This window comes from Nocardia sp. NPDC059177 (assembly GCF_042755165.1).
Lineage (GTDB): Bacteria > Actinomycetota > Actinomycetes > Mycobacteriales > Mycobacteriaceae > Nocardia.
In genome coordinates this window covers 1-20,280 of record NZ_JBHZBX010000021.1, presented here as the reverse complement: position 1 = coordinate 20,280, position 20,280 = coordinate 1, and the positions used below count along the sequence as shown (strand labels likewise).

Here is a 20,280-nt window from a genome sequence, read left to right as displayed (position 1 = left end):
CGCGCTATCCCGAGAGGTGGAAGTTGCCGGAGGTGCCGTAGATGGCCAGCGAGATCAGCAGCGTCACCATGACCACCGCGACCAGCGAGGCCCGCACCGCATTGCCTACCGCGACACCGACGCCGACCGGACCGCCCGCGGCGGTGAAACCGTAGTAGGTATGAATCAGCATCACAGCCAGTGCCATCATGATCGCCTGCCCGAACGACCAGAGGATGTCGCTCGGTATGAGGAACGTCGAGAAGTAGTGGTCGTAGACGCCTGCCGACTGTCCGAAGATCACCACCGTCGAGAAACGGCTGGCGACGAAGGACGCGATCACCGCGAGGGAGTAGAGCGGGATGATCGCGATCATGCCCGCCAGCACCCGGGTACCGACCAGGAACGGCACCGGCCGCACCGCCATCGATTCCAGCGCGTCGATCTCCTCGGCCACCCGCATGGCGCCCAGCTGCGCGGTCGCGCCGGCGCCGATGGTGGCGGCCAGGCCGATACCGGAGATCACCGGCGCGGCGATGCGGACGTTCAGGAAGGCGGCGAAGAAGCCGGTCAGCGCCTCGACGCCGATATTGCCGAGGGAGCTGTAGCCCTGCACCGCGATGGTGCTACCAGCCATGAGGGTCAGGAAGCCGACAATCACCACGGTGCCGCCGATCACGGCCAACGCGCCGGTGCCCATGCTGATCTCGGCGATGAGCCGGATGGTCTCGGTGCGGTAGTGCACGAGTGCGCGGGGCACCGAGGCGAGCGCTTTGACGAAGAAGATCGCCTTGTCGCCCAGCGAATCCAGGGATTTCGAGGCCCGGTCGACACGGCGGACCGTGCGCGGGAACTTGCTGCGAACAATGAATGCCATCGTGGTCACCGCACCGTGAATTTCAGGCCGATCGCGGTGACGACCACATTCACCACGAACAGTGCCATGAAGGCGAATACGACTGTTTGGTTCACCGCGTCACCGACACTCTTGGGTCCGCCTTTCACTTGCAGACCGAGGTAACAGGCGACCATTCCGGCGATCAATCCGAACAGGCCTGCCTTGACCTCCGAGAGGATGAGTTCGGGCAGGTTGGTGAGCAGCGGAATTCCGTTGACGAACGCGCCCGGATTCACGCCCTGCAGGAACACCGAGAACATGAAGCCGCCGACGATACCGACCGTGCACACCAGGCTGTTGAGCATCAGCGCCACGAACATCGAGGCGAGCACGCGCGGGACGACCAGGCGGCTGATCGGGTCGATACCGAGCACCATCATCGCGTCGATTTCTTCGCGGATGGTGCGTGCGCCCAGGTCGGCGCAGATCGCGGTGGCGCCGGCGCCGGCCACGATCAGCACCGTGACGATCGGTCCGACCTGGGTGACGGCGCCGAACGCGGCGGCCGCGCCACTGAGGTCGGCGGCGCCGATCTCGCGCAGGAGGATGTTGAGGGTGAAGACCACCAGCACCGTGAACGGAATCGCGACGAGCAGCGTCGGCACGATGGAGACGCGAGCGACGAACCAGGACTGGTCGACGAATTCGCGCCATTGGAAGGGTCGGCGGAACGCGGCTCGCGCCACATTCGCACCGAGTTCGAAGAATCCGCCAACCGCCCGCAATGGGACAGCAAGGAGGTCGTTCACTCGATTTCCTCCTTGATAGACGAGCGGACCGACCTGCCCGCGCACCCGTACTCCACGGCCACCCCGATCTGAAGACTGCCCAAAGACTAGAACACGTTCCCGCCAATGTCTGCCGTTTCGGGAGACTCAGACCAGGACTTTTTCTCGCAAACCCGCTTCAAAACTGAAACGAGTGCTGATCGAACTTGTCACTCCTTCTGTGAGCCGCCACACACCTCGACGATCATGTCTACCAATAGCTGGACCAGTGTTCAACTGCACACGGGTCAGTGTTTCGTCTCGGCGTGCGGACAGCCACCATCCGGCAAACCGCCGGCGCGAAGATCAGCCCAGATCGCGCAGGGCGCGGGCCGAGAAGGTGTGGTCGGCCGGTCGCTCCGCGAAATAGCCACCCAGAGTGGTCGCCAGATCGGCCTCGGACCATTCGGCACCGGCGGCATCGAAGCGCTGCTCGACCGTCGGAGCCGCCATCAGGGCCACCATCGGCCCGTACACGACGAAGACCTGACCGTTGACCGCGTCGGCGGCCGGTGAGGCGAGATAGGCGACGAGCTTGGCCACATGCTCGGGGGCCAGCGGGTCGACCGTGCCATCGGGCGCCTCGGCGAAGACCGCCTCGGTCATCGCGGTCCTGGCCCGGGGGCAGATGGCGTTGGCGCGCACACCGTAGCGCGACAGGACGCGCGAGGCGGTCAGCGTGAGGGCGGTGATGCCCGCCTTGGCCGCACCGTAGTTCGCCTGACCTTCCGGACCGAGCAGGCCCGCCTCCGAGGAGGTGTTGACCAGTCGGCCGTACACCGGCGCGCCGGCCGCCTTCGACGCCGCCCGCCAGTAGGCGGCCGCGTTACGGGTCAGCAGGAAGTGCCCGCGCAGGTGCACCGCGAGCACCGCGTCCCAGTCCTCGTCGGACATGTTGAACAGCATGCGGTCGCGAGTGATACCCGCGTTGTTGACCACGATGTCGAGTCCGCCGAGGGACTGCTGGGCGGTGGCGATCAACGCGTCGGCGGTGGATCGCTCGGCGATCGAGCCGCCGACGAACTCGGCCTTGCCACCCAGCTCGCGAATGGCGGCGATGGTCTCGGCGGCGGCGTCCTCGGTGAGGTCGTTGACGACCACGGCCGCGCCGGCCGAGGCCAGGGCGAGGGCTTCGGCGCGGCCGAGGCCTGCGCCCGCGCCGGTCACGATAGCGACCCGGCCCTCCAGTGAAGTCTGCATCACACTCATCGGGCCGACTCTAGAACGTGTTTCACTCTACGACAAGAGGCGATTACGCCAAGCGCAGCGCGGCCTTGGGGCACTGGGCCACCGCGTCCTCGACTTCGGCGACCCGATCCTCGGCCACATCGCCCTCGAGCACGTGCAACTGATCTTTGTCATCGAGATCAAACATGTCAGGCGCGATTCCGACGCACACGCCGTTCGCTTCGCACTGATCGAAATCGACAATGATCTTCATGAGAGGTTCCTTCCAGAGGGTCTCGGCGACACTAACCCGGGCTGCGGGCTCCGCGACGCGGAACAGCCGCCGAATCGCTGTCAATACTGGAACATGTTCCAGTCGCTGTGCAATGATCGATTTTCGGCGGGGCTCATTCCCTGCGCCCCGCCACCCCCCTTGTTTCGCCGTGAGAGACCGAGGTAGCGAGCATGCGCGTCGCCTACACCCCGCAGCAGGAAGAACTCCGCGCGCAGCTGCGCGAGTACTTCGGCACGCTGATGACGCCCGAGCGACGCAAGGCGCTGAGCCTGCAGACCGGCGAGTACGGCGAAGGCGATGTCTATCGCGAGGTCGTGCGGCAGATGGGCAAGGACGGCTGGCTGACGCTGAGCTGGCCCAAGGAGTACGGCGGCCAGGACCGCACCACGATGGATCAGCTGATCTTCGTCGAGGAAGCCGCCATCGCGGGCGCGCCGGTCCCGTTCCTCACGCTCAACTCGGTCGCGCCGACGATCATGCAGTACGGCACCGAGGAGCAGAAGAAGTTCTTCCTGCCCAAGATCGCCTCCGGTGAGCTGCACTTCGCCATCGGCTACTCCGAGCCCGGTGCGGGCACCGACCTGGCCTCGCTGCGCACCGCCGCGGTGCGCGACGGCGACGACTACGTCATCAACGGCCAGAAGATGTGGACCAGCCTCATCGCCTACGCCGACTACATCTGGCTGGCGGTGCGCACCGACCCGACGGCCAAGAAGCACAAGGGCATCACGATGTTCATCGTGCCCACCGATGCCGAGGGCTTCTCCTGGACGCCGGTGCACACCATGGCCGGGCCCGACACCAGCGCCACCTACTACCAGGACGTGCGGGTGCCCGCCTCCGCGATCGTCGGGCCGGAGAACGGCGGCTGGTCGCTGATCACCAACCAGCTCAACCACGAGCGCGTCGCGCTGACCTCGGCGGGGCCGCTCTCGCTCGCGGTCAACCAGACGGTGCAGTGGGCGCGCGAGACCACCACGCCTGACGGCTTGCGCGTGATCGACCAGGAATGGGTGCGCCTGAACCTGGCGCGCGTGTACGCCAAGGTCGAATACCTCAAGCTGCTGAACTGGGAGATCGCCAGCCGCGCCGACCAGGGCGGCGAGGCGGCGCCCAAGCCGTGGGACGCCTCGGCCTGCAAGGTCTACGGCACCGAGCTGGCGACCGAGGCCTATCGCCTGCTGATGGAGGTCGTCGGCTCGCACGGCTACCTGCGGCAGGACTCCCCCGGCGCGGCGATGCTCGGCCGGCTCGAGCGGATGCACCGGGCCGCGCTGATCCTCACCTTCGGCGGCGGCACCAACGAGGTGCAGCGCGACATCATCGCCATGACCGCCCTGCGCCAGCCCGCCTCCGCCCGCTGATCTCGAAAGCCGGTATCCCCTCATGGATTTCACACCCACCGAAGCCCAGCTCGACCTCGCCCGGCTGACCGGCGAGATCTGCGCCAAGCTGGTCACCGCCGACCGGCTGCGCGAACTCGACACCGCGGGCCGCTTCGACGAGCAGCTGTGGAAGGCGCTCGCCGAGACCGGCGTGCTGGCCGCCGCGCTGCCGGAAGCATTGGGCGGCAGCGATTTCGGCGCACTCGAGCAGACCGCGATCCTGCGTGAGCTCGGCAAGTCCGTGGCCGCGGTGCCCTACCTGTGGTCGATCGCGGTCGGCGCGGACGCACTTGCCCGCTTCGGCGACGAAGCCCAGCGCGCATTGGCCGCCCGCGCCGGCACCGGCGAGATCGTGCTGACCGCCGCGCTGGCCGAACCACTGCACGCCACCACCGACCTGCCGAGCATCGTGGCAGGCGAGGACGGCGGCTGGACGGTCACCGGCACCGCGACCACCGTCGCCTTCGCCGACCGGGCCGAGCGGATCCTGGTGCCCGCCACCGTCTCCGGGCAACCCGCGGTGTTCGTGGTGGATCCCGCGCACACATCGGTGACCCGCACCGCCCAGCAGGTCGTCGACCTGGCCCCCGAATTCCTCGTCGAGTTCGCGGCCACCCCCGCCGAACTCCTCGGCACCGTCGAGACCGGCGCCGAGGTGCTGGCCCGGCTGCGTGAGCAGGCCTGGCTCGGCCTGTCGGCCGCCCAGCTCGGCACCCTCGAGCGCGCGCTGGAACTCACCGCCGAGCACACCCGCACCCGCGAGCAGTTCGGCAAACCGCTCGGCTCGTTCCAGGCCGTCGCCCAGCGCCTTTCGGACGCCTACATCGACATCGGCGGCCTGCGCCTGACGGTCACCCAGGCCGCCTGGCGCGTCGCCGAGGGCCTGCCCGCCACCGAGGCGATCCACATCGCCAAGTTCTGGGCCGCCGACGCGGGCCACAAGGTCGCCCACACCGTGGTCCACATCCACGGCGGCCTAGGCATCGACCGCGACCACATCGCCCACAACTACTTCACCGCCGCCAAACACAACGAATTCGCCCTCGGCGCCGCCACCCCCCACCTCCTCGCCCTCGGCGCGGAACTGGCCTCCGCCTAGTCACACCCGCGAATCACCCGCCGCTCGCACCTCCGGGTGCGAGCGGCAGCCGTCGTTTCCGTCCGCACTGAAACGGCAGCACATCCTGGTCGCTTGATCACTAGGCCATGAGGGAGACATCGCCCGAGAAGGAAAATCCCTCATGGCCTAGTGATCAAATGACCGAATCAGAAAGTCGGCCCGCCCCCGGCATCTCCGGGGGGCGGGCCGACTTCGTGATGGGGGCTAGGCCGGGGCCGTGCCTGCCTCGGCGTGCTCGTCGGCGGGACGCTCGTCGGCCTGCGACTTGGCCCACTTGTAGTCCGGCTTGCCCGCGGGCGAGCGCTTGATCTCCGCGACGAACCACAGGCTGCGCGGCTGCTTGTAGGACGCGATCTCCTGGGCCAGCACCGGCTTCAGCTCGGCCAGCGTCGGACGCTTGCCGTCACGACACTGCACCACCGCGGCGACCCGCTGGCCCCAGCGCGCGTCCTCGACACCGACGACCAGCGCGTCGAACACGTCCGGATGAGCCTTGAGCGCGGCCTCGACCTCTTCGGGGAAGATCTTCTCGCCACCACTGTTGATGCTCACCGAACCACGGCCGAGCATGGTGACGGTGCCGTCTTCCTCGACGCGCGCGTAGTCGCCGGGGATCGCGTAGCGAGTCCCGTTGATCTCCTTGAACGTCGCGGCCGACTTGACCTCGTCCTTGTAGTAGCCGAGCGGGATATGACCACTGCGCGCCAGCAGACCGACCACGCCGGAACCCGCCGCGACCTCGTTACCGTCCTCGTCGAGCACCTTGGTGGCCGCGTCGATCTTCACCCGCGGGCCACCGGTGTGCGTGGCGCCCTTGGCGATCGTCGACAGACCACCGAAACCGGTCTCCGAGGAACCGATGGAGTCGGTGAGCAGCCGGTTCGGCAGCCGCTCGAGGAACTCGTCCTTGAGCTGCGGCGAGAACAGCGCCGCGCTGCTGGCCAGCACATACAGCGACGAGAGGTCGTAGGGCTCACCGGTTTCCGGGTTCCCCTCGGCCAGCGCGTCGAGCATCGGCCGGGCCATCGCGTCACCGGTGATGAAGATCAGGTTGATCTTGTGCTGGTCGACGGCCTGCCAGGTGCTGTGTGCGCTGAACTCGGGGATCATGATGGCCTTGCCGCCACCGAAGAGGCTGTGGAAGGTGGCCCACTGCGCGCCGCCGTGGATCATCGGCGGGATCGGGAAGCGCACCATCGCCGGGTTGGCCGCACCGACCTTGGCCAGCTCCCACTCGTCCTTGACGTACTCGCCGGTGATGAAGTTGATACCGGCGCCGAGCACCCTCCAGATGTCCTCGTGGCGCCACATCACACCCTTGGGCAGACCGGTGGTGCCGCCGGTGTAGAGCATGTAGATGTCATCGGGCGAGCGTTCGCCGAAGTCACGCTCGCCGGAGGCGCCGGCCAGCGCCGTCTCGAACTCGACCGTGCCGGGCGCGGTCGGGCCGTCGGTACCGTCCTCGACGACGAGCACTGTCGTCAGGCCGGGCACCTTCGGCAGCACCGCTTGCACCTTGTCGGTGTAGCGGCGCTCGTGGATCAGCGCGACCATGTCCGAGTTCTCGAAGATGTGCAGTAACTCGTTCTCGACGTAGCGGTAGTTGACGTTGATCATCACCGCCCGCGCCTTGAAGATCGCGACCATCGCTTCGACGGCCTCGACGGTGTTACGGGAGTAGATTCCGACTTTGTCGCCGGGCTTGACACCCTGTTCCTGCAGGTAGTGAGCCAGTTTGTTGGCCCGCTCCTCCAGTTCGGTGTAGGTCGACTCCCGATGCTCGCCGACCAGCACGACCCGGTCGGGCATCAGGTCGACAGCATGTTCGACGAGATCGGCTATGTTGTAGCTCACAGAGACAAAAATAGAACCTGTTACTGTTTCTGACAAGGTTTTGGCGGAAACAGACTCAGCGGACTTGTGGGCGGCGCCGCGCGCGCCGTGCCAGAGCTCGAACGTCAGGAGACATCGAATGGCCCACTGTCTGGTCGAGAAGCGCGACCACGTCCTCATCGTGACGATGAACCGCCCTGAGGCACGCAACGCCCTCTCCGGCGAGATGATGGCGATCATGCGCGACGCCTGGGACCAGGTCGACAGCGATCCCGACATCCGCGTCGCGGTCCTCACCGGCGCCGGTGGCGCGTTCTGCGCTGGAATGGACCTGAAGGCGATGAGCTCGCAGCATCCCGGCGACACCGCCGCCGGCGGCGGCTGGGACCCGGCCTACCTCCCCGCCCTGCTGAAGGGACGGCGACTGGCCAAGCCGCTGATCGCGGCGGTCGAGGGCGCGGCCATCGCCGGTGGCACCGAGATCCTGCAGGGCACCGACCTGCGCGTGGCCGGGGAAAGCGCCAAGTTCGGCGTCTCCGAGGCCCGCTGGGGCCTGTTCCCGCTGGGCGGTTCCGCGGTGCGGCTGGCCCGGCAGATCCCGTACACCGTGGCCGCCGACCTGCTGCTGACCGGCCGGCACATCACCGCCGCCGAGGCCAAGGAGATCGGCCTGATCGGCCACGTGGTCCCCGACGGCACCGCCCTCGACAAGGCTATGGAGCTGGCCGCCCAGATCGCCGCCAACGGCCCGCTCGCCGTCCAGGCGATGCTGCGCACCCTGCGCGAAACCGAGGCCATGCCGGAGAACGAGGCGTTCCCCATCGAGGCGAAGATCGGCATCGAGGTGTTCAAATCAGCCGACGCCAAGGAAGGCCCGCGCGCCTTCGCCGAGAAGCGCAAGCCGAACTTCACCGGTTCCTGAAACGCCGCGAGGGCGCCGGGCCGGTAGCCCTGCGCCCTCGATAGCGGGGGGAAGATCAGCCCGGGTAATTCATGTAGAACGGTTCCCACTGGTGGCCGTCGGGGTCCAGGAAGGTGCGGCCGTGCATGCCGACCTGGGCCTCCTGGGCGCGCTTGTCCTCGTTGACCTGCTCGGTCGCGCCGGCGACCACCGCGGCGTCGGTCAGCGCGTCGACCTCCTCGGCGCTGGCCAGCGAGAGCGCGTAGCCCGCGGCGGTGGTGTTGATCGTGTCGGCGATCGGACGCGGGCTGAAGGTCGAGAAGAAGGGCTTGGTCAGCAGCATCAGGCAGATGTTGTCGTCGATGACGATGCACGACGCGTTCTGGTCGGTGAAATCCTCGTTGACCTTCCAGCCGAGCGCCTCGTAGAAGCTCTTCGAGCGGTCGAGGTCGGCGACGGGGAGGTTGATGAAGATCATCTTGCTGCTCATGGGAATCGGCCTTTCGGGCGTCGTTGCGGTCTCGAACATGTAGACGCGGCGGCGCACCGGAATTCATCGCAGTCCTCGTGAACTTCGCAAATCTCGCCGGTCTGTTTTCTCCCCTGTCGACTGTCGGACCCCTGTGGCATCGTGAAGAACTATGACCGACGCCACAACCGCCACCACCGGGCCCGACCCCGAAGTCCTGGCCGAATTCGAGACGCACCGGCGCGAATTGTGCGCGTACGCCTACCGCATGCTCGGCTCCTCCTTCGAGGCCGAGGACGCGGTGCAGGAGACGTTCACCCGTGCCTGGCGCTCCTACGATTCCTTCGAGGGCCGCGCGAGTCTGCGGTCGTGGCTGTACAAGATCGCCACCAATATCTGTCTGGACATGCTCGACCGGCCACAGAGCCGGGCCAGGCCGATGGATCTCAACGGGCCGAGCCGCCCCGATTCCCCGCTGCCCCCGCCACAGCCGGATTACGTGTGGATCGAGCCGATTCCCAACGGCTTGGCCTTCGGCGCCGACCCGGCCGAGCACGCCTCGACCAAGGACACGCTGCGCCTGGCGTTCGTGGCCGCCTGTCAGCATCTGCCCGCCACCCAGCGCGCCATCCTGATCATGCGTGAGGTGCTGCGCTTCTCCGCGAGCGAGACGGCCGAGGCGCTGATGATGTCGCCGGCGTCGGTGAACAGCGCGCTGCAACGCGCCAGGGCGACGATGTCGAAGGTGCAGCCCACCGCCACCGACGGTTTCGACGAATCCGATCCCGAACAGCGCAAACTCATCGACGATTTCGTGCAGGCGTTCGAGGCCTATGACATGGACGCGCTCACCACGCTGCTGAAAGCCGATGTGGCGCTGTCGATGCCGCCGTTCGAGCTGTGGATCTCCGGGCCGGAGAATGTCGCCGCGTTCATGCTCGGGACCGGCAGCGCCTGCCGCGATTCCCGGATGGTGTCGCTGGCCGGCGCGAACGGGCTGCCCGCCTTCGGGCACTACAAGCCGAGCGGGGAGCCGGGCGTCTGGGTGCCGTGGTCGATCACGGTGCTCGAGCTCGACGGCGGCACCATCGCCGGGCTCAACTTCTTCCTCGACACCGAGCGGTTGTTCCCGCTGTTCGGCCTCGCGCCGCAGTGGCGCGAGGCCGGCTAGCGGCTGCTCAGAGCAGGCGGCGCTTGTAGAGCTTGCCGTTGGGGTCACGGGGCAGCTCCACACGGTATTCCACCGTGCGGGGCAGCTTGTACTTGGCGAGCTGACCGGCCGCGAACTCGAGGATCTCGGCGGTGAGCGCCTCGTCGCCCGCGGTGCCGTCGACCGGCTGCACGAACGCCTTGACCTGCTGGCCCCAATCTGGGTCTGGCACACCGAGAACCGCCACGTCGGCCACCTTCGGGTGGCTCATCAGCACACCCTCGATCTCGGCCGGGTAGATGTTCACGCCGCCGGACAGGATCAGGTCGGAGCGGCGGTCGCAGAGGAAAAGGTAGCCGTCGGAGTCGAGGTAACCGATATCTCCGACGGTGAACATGTCACCGTGACGCGACTCGTCGGTCTTCTCCTTGGCATGGTGGTACTCGAAGCTCGAGGCGCCCATCTTCATGTAGACCATGCCCTCTTTGCCCGCGGGCAGTTCGGAGCCGTCGGACTCGTCGAGGATCTTGATGACCGACCACGGCCAGGCCTTGCCGACCGAACCGGGCTTGGCCAGCCACTCGGCACCGTTGATGACCGCCCCGCCGCCCTCGGTGGCGGCGTAGTACTCGGTCACGACAGGACCCCACCAGTCGAGCATTCGGCGCTTGGTCTGTTGCGGGCACGGCGCCGCGCCGTGCACCATGCAGCGCAGTGAGGACACGTCATAGCGGGCGCGCACGTCCGCCGGCAGGGCGAGCAGGCGATGGAACTGGGTGGGCACCATGTGGCTGTGCGTCACCTTGTGCCGCTCGATCAGCGCGAGCATGTCCTCGGCGTCCCAGCGATCCATCAGCACCAGCTTGTGACCCACCTGGATCGAGATGGTGGAGAAGTTCAGCACGGCCGTGTGATAGAGCGGCGAGCCGCAGATGTGCACGTGCTCGTCGTAGGGCCCGAGTTCGAACAGACTGAAGAAGGCCCGGTTCGGTGCGGGAACCACGTCGGGATCGGCGCCGGTCAGCGGGCGGCGCACGCCCTTGGGGCGACCCGTCGTGCCCGAGGTATAGAGCATCGGCGCGCCGAGCGAACGCTCTTGCGGCCGTCCGGAATCGGCGGCGCCGAGCCAGGAGACTGGACGAAAGCCGTCGATCACACCTGCCGAGAAGCGCGCGTCGGCGGGCAGTTCGGCCAGTTCGGCGGCCTCGGCGGCGGTGGCGGCGAAGCGCTCACTGGCCAAGAAAGCCGAGGCCTCGCTGTCGCCGAGGATATAGGCGATCTCGGGCGCGGTGAGGTGCCAGTTCACCGCGACGATGTAGAAACCCGCCTGATAGGCGGCGAAGTACGCGGCGATCGCCTCCACGCCGTTGTGCAACATGCTGACGACCACGTCGCCGGTGCGCAATCCGATGCCGCGTAGTCCGTTGGCGTAGCGGTTGGCGAGGGTGGCCAATTCTCGATAGGTGATCTCCCTGCCGTCCGGGTCGACGACGGCGATCCGCTCGGGATCGGCCGCGGCGATATTCCACAGTCCGAGGACTTCCGTTGTCTGCTGGCTGCTCACCCATCGAACTTAGAACGCGTTCTACTATTCGACAAGGGGTGCGATACGACGCAGTTGTTCGGTATCGGAAACCGAGATCAGCATCATCGTCACGCCGGCGTCCTCCCATTCCTTCAACCGGGCCCGCACATGGGCCTCGTCGCCGAAGATCGCGGTGTCGGTGATCAGCTGATCCGGAACCGCGGCGGCGGCTTCGGCCTTGCGGCCGGCCTGGAACAGCGCCGAGATCTCGTCGACCTCGTCGGCATAACCCATCCGCTTGTAGACCTGGGCGTGGAAGTTCAGCTCGGGCGCGCCCATGCCGCCGATGTAGAGCGAGGTGACCCAGCGCATCCGCTCGATCTCGCCCGCCGGGTCGTCGGTGACGACCACCTGCGCGCTCGCCGCGATCTCGAAATCGGCCCTGCTGCGCCGCGCGCCCGGCCGGGCGAAGCCCTCGTCGAGCCACTCGTTGTACATCCCGGCCAGGCGCGGGGCGTAGTAGATCGCGAGCCAGCCGTCGGCGATCTCAGCGGTCTGGGCCACGTTCTTGGGCCCCTCCGCACCCAGCCAAATCGGCAGGTCCGCGCGTAGCGGATGCACGATCGGCTTGAGCGGTTTGCCCATTCCGGTGGCGCCGGGGCCGAGGTAGGGCAAGCTGTAGTGCTTACCGTCGGAGGTCACCGGCGCCTCGCGGGCCAGCACCTTGCGCACGATGTCGACGTACTCCCTGGTGCGCCGCAGCGGCTGGGCGAAGGGCTGGCCATACCAGCCCTCGACCACCTGCGGTCCGGAGACGCCGAGACCGAGGATGGCCCGGCCGCCACTGAGGTGGTCCAGCGTCAGCGCGGCCATGGCGGCCGCGGTGGGGGTGCGCGCCGACAGCTGCGCCACGGAGGTGCCCAGCCGCATCCGGCTGGTGTCGGAGCCGTACCACGCCAGCGGCGTGAAGGCGTCCGAGCCCCAGGACTCGGCGGCGAAGACGGCGTCGAATCCGGTCTCTTCCGCGGCCGCGATCAACTCTCGCGTATTGGCAGGCGGCTGCGCGCCCCAATATCCGAGTTGCAAGCCAAAGCGCATTTTCCATGTCCTTCCTGGAACATCTGACTCTTGCCACCGCTACTAGAACCTGTTCTACTCGATATCGTGACTCTGGGGAACACCGAAGTACTGTCCGCACCGCTGCGGATGAAATTCGACTACACCCGCTCCACCGGTCCGACCATCGGGCGTTTCCTCACGGAACTGCGCGCCGGCAAGGTCGTCGGGGTGCGGAGTTCCGACGGGCGCGTGATCGTGCCGCCCGCGGAATTCGATCCGAAGACCGCGGAACCGCTCACGGAATTCGTCGACGTCTCCGATGTCGGCACGGTGCAGACCTGGTCCTGGGTGGCCGAGCCGTTGCCCGCCATGCCGTTCGACCGGCCCTTCGCCTACGCGCTGATCAAGCTGGACGGCGCCGACACCGCCATCCTGCACGCGGTGGATGTGGCGAGCCCCGCCGACATCTCGACCGGCATGCGCGTGCGGGCCCGCTGGGCCGCCGAGCGCACCGGCGACATCCACGACATCGCGGCCTTCGAGCCCGGCGAGACGTCCGCTCCCGCGACGGCTGCCACCGCCGAGACGGAGCCGGTCACCGGCATCGTGACCCCGGTCGACTACTCGGTCCAGCACACCGCCGCGCCGCAGGAAGCCGTCTTCCTGAAGGGCCTGATGGAGGGCAAGCTGCTGGGCGCGCGCGCCAAGCTGGACGGCAAGGTGTACTTCCCGCCGCGCGGCGCCGACCCGCGTGACGGCTCGCCGACCGACGACTTCGTCGAGGTGGCCGACAAGGGCATCGTGACCACCTTCTGCATCGTGAACGTGCCGTTCATGGGCCAGCGTCTGAAGCCGCCGTACGTGGCCGCGTACGTGCTGCTCGACGGCGCCGACATCCCCTTCCTGCACCTGGTGCTCGGCGTCGACGCCAACGAGGTCCGGATGGGCATGCGGGTCGAGGCCGTGTGGAAGCCGCGCGAGGAGTGGGGCCTGTCGATGGCCAATATCGACCACTTCCGGCCGACCGGCGAGCCCGACGCCGACTACGACTCGTTCGCGCACCACCTGTAGAGAGGCGCTGAAACACTGTGAACAACACAGCAACCGACATCGCGGTGGTGGGCTTCGCCCACGCACCGCACGTGCCGGAGACTTTCGGCACCACCAACGGCGTGGAGATGCTCGCGCCCTGCTTCCACGAGATCTACGACAAGCTCGGCATCGGCGTCGCGGACATCGACTTCTGGTGCTCCGGATCCTCGGATTACCTCGCCGGGCGCGCGTTCTCGTTCATCTCCGCCATCGACTCGATCGGCGCGGTGCCACCGATCAACGAGTCGCACGTGGAGATGGACGCGGCCTGGGCGCTGTACGAGGCGTGGGTGAAACTCCGCTCCGGACAGGCGCAGACGGCGCTGGTCTACGGTTTCGGCAAGTCCTCGGCCGGTACCCTGCGCCAGATCCTGGGTCTGCAGACCGACCCGTACCTGGTCGCGCCGCTGGGCGTCGACTCGCTGTCGCTGGCCGGCCTGCAGGCCCGCGCCGGCCTGGACGCCGGTGTCTGGACCGAGGCCGAGATGGCCGCGGTGGCCGCCCGCACCAGCGGCGGTGACATCGACAAGCTCTTGGCCGCACCGAAGGTCAACGACCCGCTGCGCGCCCACGACATCGCCCCCATCACCGACGGCGCGGCCGCGGTCGTGCTGGCCGTGGGCGACCGGGCCCGCGAACTGTGCGAGCGCCCGGCCTGGCTGACCGGCATGGCGCACTACATCGACTCCCCCGTACTGGGTGCGCGCGACCTGACCGTGTCGGCGTCCGCCGCCAAGGCCGCGAACGCCGTCACCGGCGGTGACGCGGGTGGTTTCGACCTCGCCGAGCTGCACGCGCAGTTCACCCACGAGGAGCTGATCCTGAAGCAGGCCATCGGCCTGAACACCGACACCCGGATCAACCCGTCCGGCGGCCCGCTCTCGGGCAACCCCATGTTCGCGGCCGGGCTGGAGCGCATCGGCTTCGCCGCCCGCGAGATCATCAACGGCACCGCGAATCGCGCACTGGCGCATGCCGCCAGCGGGCCCGCGTTGCAGCAGAACCTGGTGGCTACCCTGGAGGCACGTTCATGAGCTACGCAGCTGCCGTCCTCGGCACCGGTCAGACCCGTCACGTGACCAAACGGTCCGATGTCTCGATGGCCGGAATGATCCGCGAGGCCGTCGATCGGGCGCTCACGGACTCCGGCCTGACCATGGCCGATATCGACGCCGTGGTCATCGGTAAGGCCCCCGACTTCTTCGAGGGCTCCATGATGCCGGAGCTGTTCCTCGCCGACGCCCTGGGCGCCACCGGAAAACCGCTGCTCCGCGTGCACACCGCCGGTTCCGTCGGCGGCTCGACCGCCATTGTCGCGACCAACCAGGTGCAGGCGGGCGTGCATCGCCGCGTGCTGGCCGTGGCGTGGGAAAAGCAGTCCGAGTCCAACGCCATGTGGGCGCTGTCGAGCCCGGTGCCGTTCACCATGCCGGTCGGCGCCGGCGCGGGCGGTTATTTCGCCCCGCACGTGCGCGCCTACATCCGCCGCTCCAACGCCCCGCTGCACGTGGGCGCGATGGTCGCGGTGAAGGACCGGCGCAACGGCGCGCGCAACCCGCTCGCCCATCTGCACCAGCCCGATATCACCGTGGAATCGGTGATGGCGTCCCAAATGCTGTGGGACCCCATTCGTTTCGACGAAACCTGCCCGTCCTCGGACGGTGCCTGCGCCATCGTGATCGGTGACGAGGACTCGGCCAAGGCCGTGCAGGCGCAGGGCAAGAAGGTGGCGTGGGTGCACGGCACCGCCATGCGCACCGAGCCGCTCGCCTACGCGGGCCGCGACCAGGTGAGCCCGCGGGCCGGCCAGGCCGCCGCGGCGGCGTTGTGGCAGCAGGCCGGGATCACCGACCCGCTGGCAGAGATCGACGCGGCCGAGATCTATGTCCCCTTCTCCTGGTTCGAGCCGATGTGGCTGGAGAACCTGGGCTTCGTGCCCGAGGGCGAGGGCTGGAAGCTCACCGACGCGGGCGAGACGGCCATCGGCGGGAAGCTGCCGGTCAACCCGTCGGGTGGCGTGCTGTCGTCCAACCCGATCGGTGCGTCCGGCATGATCCGCTTCGCCGAGGCCGCCAAACAGGTCATGGGCCGCGCGGGCGACTACCAGGTGGAGAACGCGCGCAAGGCGTTCGGCCACGCTTACGGTGGTGGCTCCCAGTATTTCTCGATGTGGGTAGTAGGAAGCGAGCGTCCATCATGAAGTTCACCGTCGGTATCGCGCTGAGTCCGCTCGAGCAGCTCAGCGAGCTCGCGATCACCGCCGAGGAGTGCGGATTCAACGCCATCGCCCTGCCGGACTCGCTGTTCTATATGAAGTCCCAGGCCGCCGACTATCCCTACACCCCGGACGGCAGCCGCTTCTGGGGCCCGGACACGCCGTGGGTCGATCCGCTGATCGGCGCCGCGAGCATGGCCGCGGTGACCACCGATCTGCGCTTCTACACCAACGTGCTCAAACTGGGCTCGCGCAATCCGCTGCTGTTGGCGCGCCAGGTCGGCTCGATCGCGAACATGTCGAAGAACCGGTTCGGTTTCGGCATCGGGATCGGCTGGGCGCCGGAGGAATTCGAGTGGTGTGGCGTGCCCTACGCCCGGCGCGGCAAGCGCGTCGACGAGATGATCGAGATCATCCGGCTCGTCCTCGACGGCGGCATGGTCGAATACCACGGCGAGTTCTTCGACTTCGACGAGTTGCAGATCAGCCCGGCCCCGAGTGAGCGGGTGCCGTTCTACATCGGCGGGCACACCGGGCCCGCGCTGCGCCGGGCCGCGCGTGTCGGCGACGGCTGGACCTCGGCGATGATGAAGTTCGATGATCTCGTCGGCACCATCGGCACGCTGCGCGAGCTGCGCGCCGAATACGACCGGTCCGAGGTGCCCTTCGAGATCCAGGCCGTCTGCATCGATCGCTACGGCCGTAGCGGCTACCAGGACCTGGCCAACGCCGGCGTCACCGACACCATCGTGGTGCCCTGGCTGATGGACGGCATCGGCTTCGACGGCGAACTCGCCGCCAAGCAGGATTCGCTGCGCCGTTTCGCCGAGAAGTACATCGCCGATCCCGTCATCGCGGAGGTAGCCCAATGACCGAGACCACAGTCGAGGGTTCCGCCCGCGCCGCCGGCCTGGCCTCCCAGGCCGCGGTGGGGGCCAGGGACAAGGCAGCCTGGGTCGCTCTGTTCGCCGCCGACGGCATCGTCGAAGATCCGGTCGGCCCTTCGGGTTTCGACCCCGACGGCGTCGGCCATCGCGGCCACGAGGCGATCGGCGGCTTCTGGGACAAGGCCATCGCGCTGACCGACAAGATCGAGTTCCTCTTCGAGGACTCCTTCGAGTGCGGCCGCGAGATCGCCTTCACCGGCAAGATCCGCACCACCATGGCGGGTCATGTGATCGACGCCGAGGGCGTGTTCACCTACAAGGTCGACGCCGACGGCAAGATCGCAGCCCTACGCGCCTTCTGGGAAGTCGACCGCGCCATGCAGACCACCCGACCCGTCAGCTGACGAAACAGATCACGAAATCGGCCGGGAGCACAGCGCTACCGGCCGATTTTGTTGTCTTCGCCCCGGACAGCAGAAGGCCGGAACCCCCGGTGGTCGAGAGGTTCCGGCTCGCTGAACTACGGACTAGTGCGCGACGGGGCAGCCGGTGGCCTTGGTCTGGTAGTCGACCGGGAGTTCCTTGATGCCGTTGAGCCAGCCCGAGCGCAGGCGCTGCGCGTCGCCGAGCTTGCTGATATCGGGCAGATGATCGGCGATCGCGTTGAAGATCAGGTCGATCTCCAGGCGAGCCAGGTTCGCGCCGACACAGAAGTGGGCGCCGGTGCCGCCGAAGGCCAGGTGCTGGTTGTCCTCGCGGGTGATGTCGAACTTCTCGGGGTTCTCGAACACGTCCTCGTCGAAGTTGGCCGAACGGTACATCATCACCAGCCGGTCCCCCTTCTTGATCTGCACGCCACCCAGCTCGGTGTCTTCCAGGGCGGTGCGCTGGAAGGAGGTCACCGGCGTCGCCCAGCGAACGATCTCGTCCACTGCGGTGGCCGGACGCTCCTTCTTGTAGAGCTCCCACTGGTCGGGGTTGTCCATGAAGGCCATCATCCCGTGGCTGATGGCGTTGCGGGTGGTCTCGTTGCCCGCGACCGCCAGCAGGATGACGAAGAAGCCGAATTCCTCGGGCGTCAGCGCCTCACCGTCGACGTCGGCTTCGATCAGCGTGGTCACCAGGTCGCCGGTCGGGTTGGCCTTCCTGGCCTCGGCCATCTGATAGGAGTAGCCCAGCAGCTCCATCGACGCGACGACCGGGTCGATATCGGCATTGTCGGGGTCGTCGTATCCGGTCATGTTGTTGGACCATTCGAAGACCTTCATGCGGTCTTCCTGCGGGACGCCGATCAACTCCGCGATGGCCTGCAGCGGCAACTCGCACGCCACCTGGGTGACGAAGTCGCCCGAGCCCGCCTCGGCGGCGGCGCGCACGATCTTCTCGGCTCGATCCGACAGCTCGGCCCGCAGCCCGTTCACCGCGCGCGGGGTGAAACCCTTTGAAATGAGCTTGCGCAGCTTGGTGTGCTCGGGGGCGTCCTTGTTCAACAGCACGAAGCGCTGCAGTTCGATCTGCTCGCGGGTGATGCCGTCGTTGAAGCGCGGGATCGCGGTGTTCTCGAAGGTGGAGAACACCTCACTGCGCCGCGACACCTCCTTGACATCGGCGTGCTTGCTGACCACCCAGAAGCCGTCGTCCGGAAATCCGCCGACCTCACGAGGCTGCGGGTTCCACCAGATCGGCGCCGAGCGTCGCAGCTCGGCGTATTCCTCCACCGGGACACGTTCGGCGTAGATATCCGGGTCGGTGAAGTCGAACCCGTCAGGCAGGTTCGGCACTGTACCCGTGGCTTCGTTGCGCGGATCTGGCACCAGACGTCTCCTTCGACAAACTGCAACACGTTCTACAATCATTGAAGCATAGGGGTTTCCCAGACGGAAGCACCTCACGGTTTTACCCTGAGCTACAGAACAGAACGTGTTTCAATTTCGAGGGAGAAATCGCATGGGAACACCAGTCATCGTCGAGGCCGTTCGCACGCCGATCGGCAAGCGACGCGGGCAACTCTCCGGGTTGCACGCGGTCGAATTGCTCGGGCTGGCCCAGCGCGGACTGCTCGATCGGGCCGGTCTCGACCCGGCCGAGGTCGAGCAGGTCATCGGCGGCTGCGTCAGCCAGGTCGGCGAGCAGGGCAACAATGTCACCCGCACCGCCTGGCTGCACGCGGGCATGCCGTGGCAGACCGGCGCGACCACGATCGACGCCCAGTGCGGCTCGGCCCAGCAGGCCAACCACCTCATCGCGGGCCTGATCGCCACCGGCGCGATCGAGATCGGCGTCGCCTGTGGCGTCGAGGCCATGAGCCGGGTGCCGCTGGGCGCCAACGTCCCCAAGGAGGCGGGCCCGCGTCGTCCGGCCAGCTGGTCGATCGACATGCCCGATCAGTTCGGCGCGGCCGAGCGGATCGCGCGCAGGCGCGGCATCACCCGCGCCGATGTCGACCAGTTCGGGCTGCGCTCACAGCAATTGGCGGCCCAGGCCTGGGCCGAGGGCCGCTTCGACCGCGAGGTGCTGCCCGTTTCCGCGCCCGTGCTGGACTCCGATGGTCAGCCGACCGGTGAGAAGGTGGAGGTCACCAGGGACGGCGGCCTGCGCGCCACCACGCTGGAGGGCCTGTCCGCGCTCAAGCCGGTCATCGAGGACGGCATCCACACCGCCGGCAGTTCCTCGCAGATCTCCGACGGTGCGGCCGCGGTGCTGCTGATGGACGAAACGGTCGCGCGCCGAAAGGGTTTGCGACCCCGCGCGCGCATCCACACCCAGGTGCTGGTCGGCGCCGAGCCCGAGTACCACCTCGACGGCCCGGTACAGGCGTGCACGCGGCTGCTCGAACGGTCCGGAATGAAGATTTCCGATATCGATGTATTCGAGATCAACGAAGCATTCGCATCTGTCGCACTTTCGTGGGCCTCTGTACACCAGCCGGACATGGATCGCGTAAATGTCAACGGCGGTGCGATCGCAATCGGGCATCCGGTCGGTTCCACCGGTTCGCGGCTGATCACGACCGCGCTGCACGAACTCGAACGCACCGGCGGCGGCACCGCCATGGTTCTCATGTGCGCAGGCGGAGCCCTTGCCACCGGCACCATCATCGAGCGCCTGTAGACTGCACAGACCGAAACCGGGCGCCCAGGTTGAAGATTCATCCCAGGGCGCCCGGAACGTGTCGTACGCCACACAATCAAGGGGGATCGGGGGACGATGACGAATCAGCTATCTTTCAGCTACCATGGACCTACGAGGGAAGACCTCTGCGACGGGCACGAACCCGGGCACCCCACCGCTCCACAAGAGTCGTTGGCGCGACCCGCAAACGCGACCGCAGGCGCCCCTGCACGCAGGTGAGCGCCGGAAAGTGCAGAGAAATCCTCAATCAGGCGTAGGTTTTCAGTTACTGAGCCGCTAATATCAATGATACGTATCCGAGATAACGACTGTTAGACCGTGTCTCACGTCGTGAGTTTCGTGATGTGATCGCTTGTGCTGCATAATCGTTGGCCGTGACCGACGCCTTGTCGAGGCGGCTGGTGCC

General features: G+C 67.3%; 19 protein-coding genes. 10 read left to right on the top strand and 9 right to left on the bottom strand.

Going from position 1 to position 20,280, the window contains the following annotated elements; translation table 11 throughout:
* Positions 1-4 precede the first annotated feature (4 nt).
* The 4 genes from ACFXK0_RS23480 to ACFXK0_RS23465 form a co-directional block, all read right to left on the bottom strand.
* Complete coding sequence (locus ACFXK0_RS23480) at positions 5-856, bottom strand: ABC transporter permease (protein ID WP_379412846.1); 852 nt, start codon at positions 854-856, stop codon at positions 5-7.
* Between the two features lie 5 nt (positions 857-861).
* The gene (locus ACFXK0_RS23475; protein WP_379412845.1) at positions 862-1,626 is read right to left on the bottom strand and encodes an MlaE family ABC transporter permease; all 765 of its coding nucleotides are present in this window, start codon (positions 1,624-1,626) and stop codon (positions 862-864) included.
* Positions 1,627-1,950: 324 nt separating this feature from the next.
* Complete coding sequence (locus tag ACFXK0_RS23470) at positions 1,951-2,853, bottom strand: 3-oxoacyl-ACP reductase (RefSeq protein ID WP_379412844.1); 903 nt, start codon at positions 2,851-2,853, stop codon at positions 1,951-1,953.
* A gap of 43 nt (positions 2,854-2,896) precedes the next feature.
* Complete coding sequence (locus ACFXK0_RS23465) at positions 2,897-3,085, bottom strand: ferredoxin (protein WP_379412843.1); 189 nt, start codon at positions 3,083-3,085, stop codon at positions 2,897-2,899.
* Positions 3,086-3,276: 191 nt separating this feature from the next.
* On the opposite strand from ACFXK0_RS23465, the gene ACFXK0_RS23460 reads away from it, so the two are divergent.
* Positions 3,277-4,470 carry an acyl-CoA dehydrogenase family protein gene (locus ACFXK0_RS23460; RefSeq protein WP_379412842.1) on the top strand — a complete coding sequence of 398 codons (1,194 nt, stop codon included), beginning with the start codon at positions 3,277-3,279 and terminating at the stop codon, positions 4,468-4,470.
* A 22-nt stretch (positions 4,471-4,492) separates the two neighbouring features.
* A complete protein-coding gene (locus tag ACFXK0_RS23455) occupies positions 4,493-5,590 on the top strand; it encodes an acyl-CoA dehydrogenase family protein (RefSeq protein ID WP_379412841.1) in 1,098 nt (365 codons plus the stop codon).
* Positions 5,591-5,815: 225 nt separating this feature from the next.
* On the opposite strand, the gene ACFXK0_RS23450 is transcribed toward ACFXK0_RS23455, so the two are convergent.
* Complete coding sequence (locus tag ACFXK0_RS23450; protein WP_379412840.1) at positions 5,816-7,465, bottom strand: acyl-CoA synthetase; 1,650 nt, start codon at positions 7,463-7,465, stop codon at positions 5,816-5,818.
* A gap of 118 nt (positions 7,466-7,583) precedes the next feature.
* On the opposite strand from ACFXK0_RS23450, the gene ACFXK0_RS23445 reads away from it, so the two are divergent.
* Entirely contained in the window at positions 7,584-8,366 is a 783-nt protein-coding gene (locus tag ACFXK0_RS23445) for a crotonase/enoyl-CoA hydratase family protein (protein ID WP_379412839.1), read from the top strand.
* Positions 8,367-8,421: 55 nt separating this feature from the next.
* Here ACFXK0_RS23445 and ACFXK0_RS23440 read toward each other — a convergent pair whose 3' ends face one another.
* Positions 8,422-8,835: a VOC family protein gene (locus ACFXK0_RS23440; RefSeq protein ID WP_379412838.1), complete on the bottom strand. Its 414-nt coding sequence runs from the start codon at positions 8,833-8,835 to the stop codon at positions 8,422-8,424.
* A gap of 151 nt (positions 8,836-8,986) precedes the next feature.
* On the opposite strand from ACFXK0_RS23440, the gene ACFXK0_RS23435 reads away from it, so the two are divergent.
* Positions 8,987-9,985 carry a sigma-70 family RNA polymerase sigma factor gene (locus ACFXK0_RS23435; RefSeq protein ID WP_379412837.1) on the top strand — a complete coding sequence of 333 codons (999 nt, stop codon included), beginning with the start codon at positions 8,987-8,989 and terminating at the stop codon, positions 9,983-9,985.
* Between the two features lie 7 nt (positions 9,986-9,992).
* On the opposite strand, the gene ACFXK0_RS23430 is transcribed toward ACFXK0_RS23435, so the two are convergent.
* Together ACFXK0_RS23430 and ACFXK0_RS23425 are read right to left on the bottom strand one after the other, a co-directional pair.
* A complete protein-coding gene (locus ACFXK0_RS23430) occupies positions 9,993-11,528 on the bottom strand; it encodes an acyl-CoA synthetase (protein ID WP_379412836.1) in 1,536 nt (511 codons plus the stop codon).
* 24 nt (positions 11,529-11,552) lie between these two features.
* Positions 11,553-12,587: an LLM class F420-dependent oxidoreductase gene (locus ACFXK0_RS23425; protein WP_379412835.1), complete on the bottom strand. Its 1,035-nt coding sequence runs from the start codon at positions 12,585-12,587 to the stop codon at positions 11,553-11,555.
* Between the two features lie 66 nt (positions 12,588-12,653).
* Between ACFXK0_RS23425 and ACFXK0_RS23420 the strand changes: the two genes are divergently transcribed.
* The 5 genes from ACFXK0_RS23420 to ACFXK0_RS23400 are packed head-to-tail and all read left to right on the top strand — an operon-like array spanning position 12,654 to position 17,146.
* Positions 12,654-13,619 (top strand): Zn-ribbon domain-containing OB-fold protein, encoded by a 966-nt coding sequence (locus tag ACFXK0_RS23420; RefSeq protein WP_379412834.1) that lies wholly within the window; start codon positions 12,654-12,656, stop codon positions 13,617-13,619.
* Positions 13,620-13,636: 17 nt separating this feature from the next.
* Positions 13,637-14,674, top strand: a complete 1,038-nt coding sequence (locus ACFXK0_RS23415) for a thiolase domain-containing protein (RefSeq protein WP_379412833.1) — start codon at positions 13,637-13,639, stop codon at positions 14,672-14,674.
* Positions 14,671-15,840 (top strand): thiolase domain-containing protein, encoded by a 1,170-nt coding sequence (locus ACFXK0_RS23410; RefSeq protein WP_379412832.1) that lies wholly within the window; start codon positions 14,671-14,673, stop codon positions 15,838-15,840. The genes ACFXK0_RS23415 and ACFXK0_RS23410 overlap by 4 nt, the downstream gene beginning before the upstream one ends.
* Positions 15,837-16,727 carry a TIGR03619 family F420-dependent LLM class oxidoreductase gene (locus ACFXK0_RS23405; RefSeq protein WP_379412831.1) on the top strand — a complete coding sequence of 297 codons (891 nt, stop codon included), beginning with the start codon at positions 15,837-15,839 and terminating at the stop codon, positions 16,725-16,727. The genes ACFXK0_RS23410 and ACFXK0_RS23405 overlap by 4 nt, the downstream gene beginning before the upstream one ends.
* Positions 16,724-17,146 (top strand): nuclear transport factor 2 family protein, encoded by a 423-nt coding sequence (locus ACFXK0_RS23400; protein WP_379412830.1) that lies wholly within the window; start codon positions 16,724-16,726, stop codon positions 17,144-17,146. Before ACFXK0_RS23405 ends, ACFXK0_RS23400 begins: the two co-directional genes overlap by 4 nt.
* Before the next feature lie 123 nt (positions 17,147-17,269).
* Here the strand turns inward: ACFXK0_RS23400 and ACFXK0_RS23395 are convergent, their stop codons facing one another.
* A complete protein-coding gene (locus tag ACFXK0_RS23395; RefSeq protein WP_379412828.1) occupies positions 17,270-18,556 on the bottom strand; it encodes a cytochrome P450 in 1,287 nt (428 codons plus the stop codon).
* Between the two features lie 133 nt (positions 18,557-18,689).
* On the opposite strand from ACFXK0_RS23395, the gene ACFXK0_RS23390 reads away from it, so the two are divergent.
* Positions 18,690-19,853 (top strand): steroid 3-ketoacyl-CoA thiolase, encoded by a 1,164-nt coding sequence (locus ACFXK0_RS23390; protein ID WP_379412827.1) that lies wholly within the window; start codon positions 18,690-18,692, stop codon positions 19,851-19,853.
* Positions 19,854-20,280 lie beyond the last annotated feature (427 nt).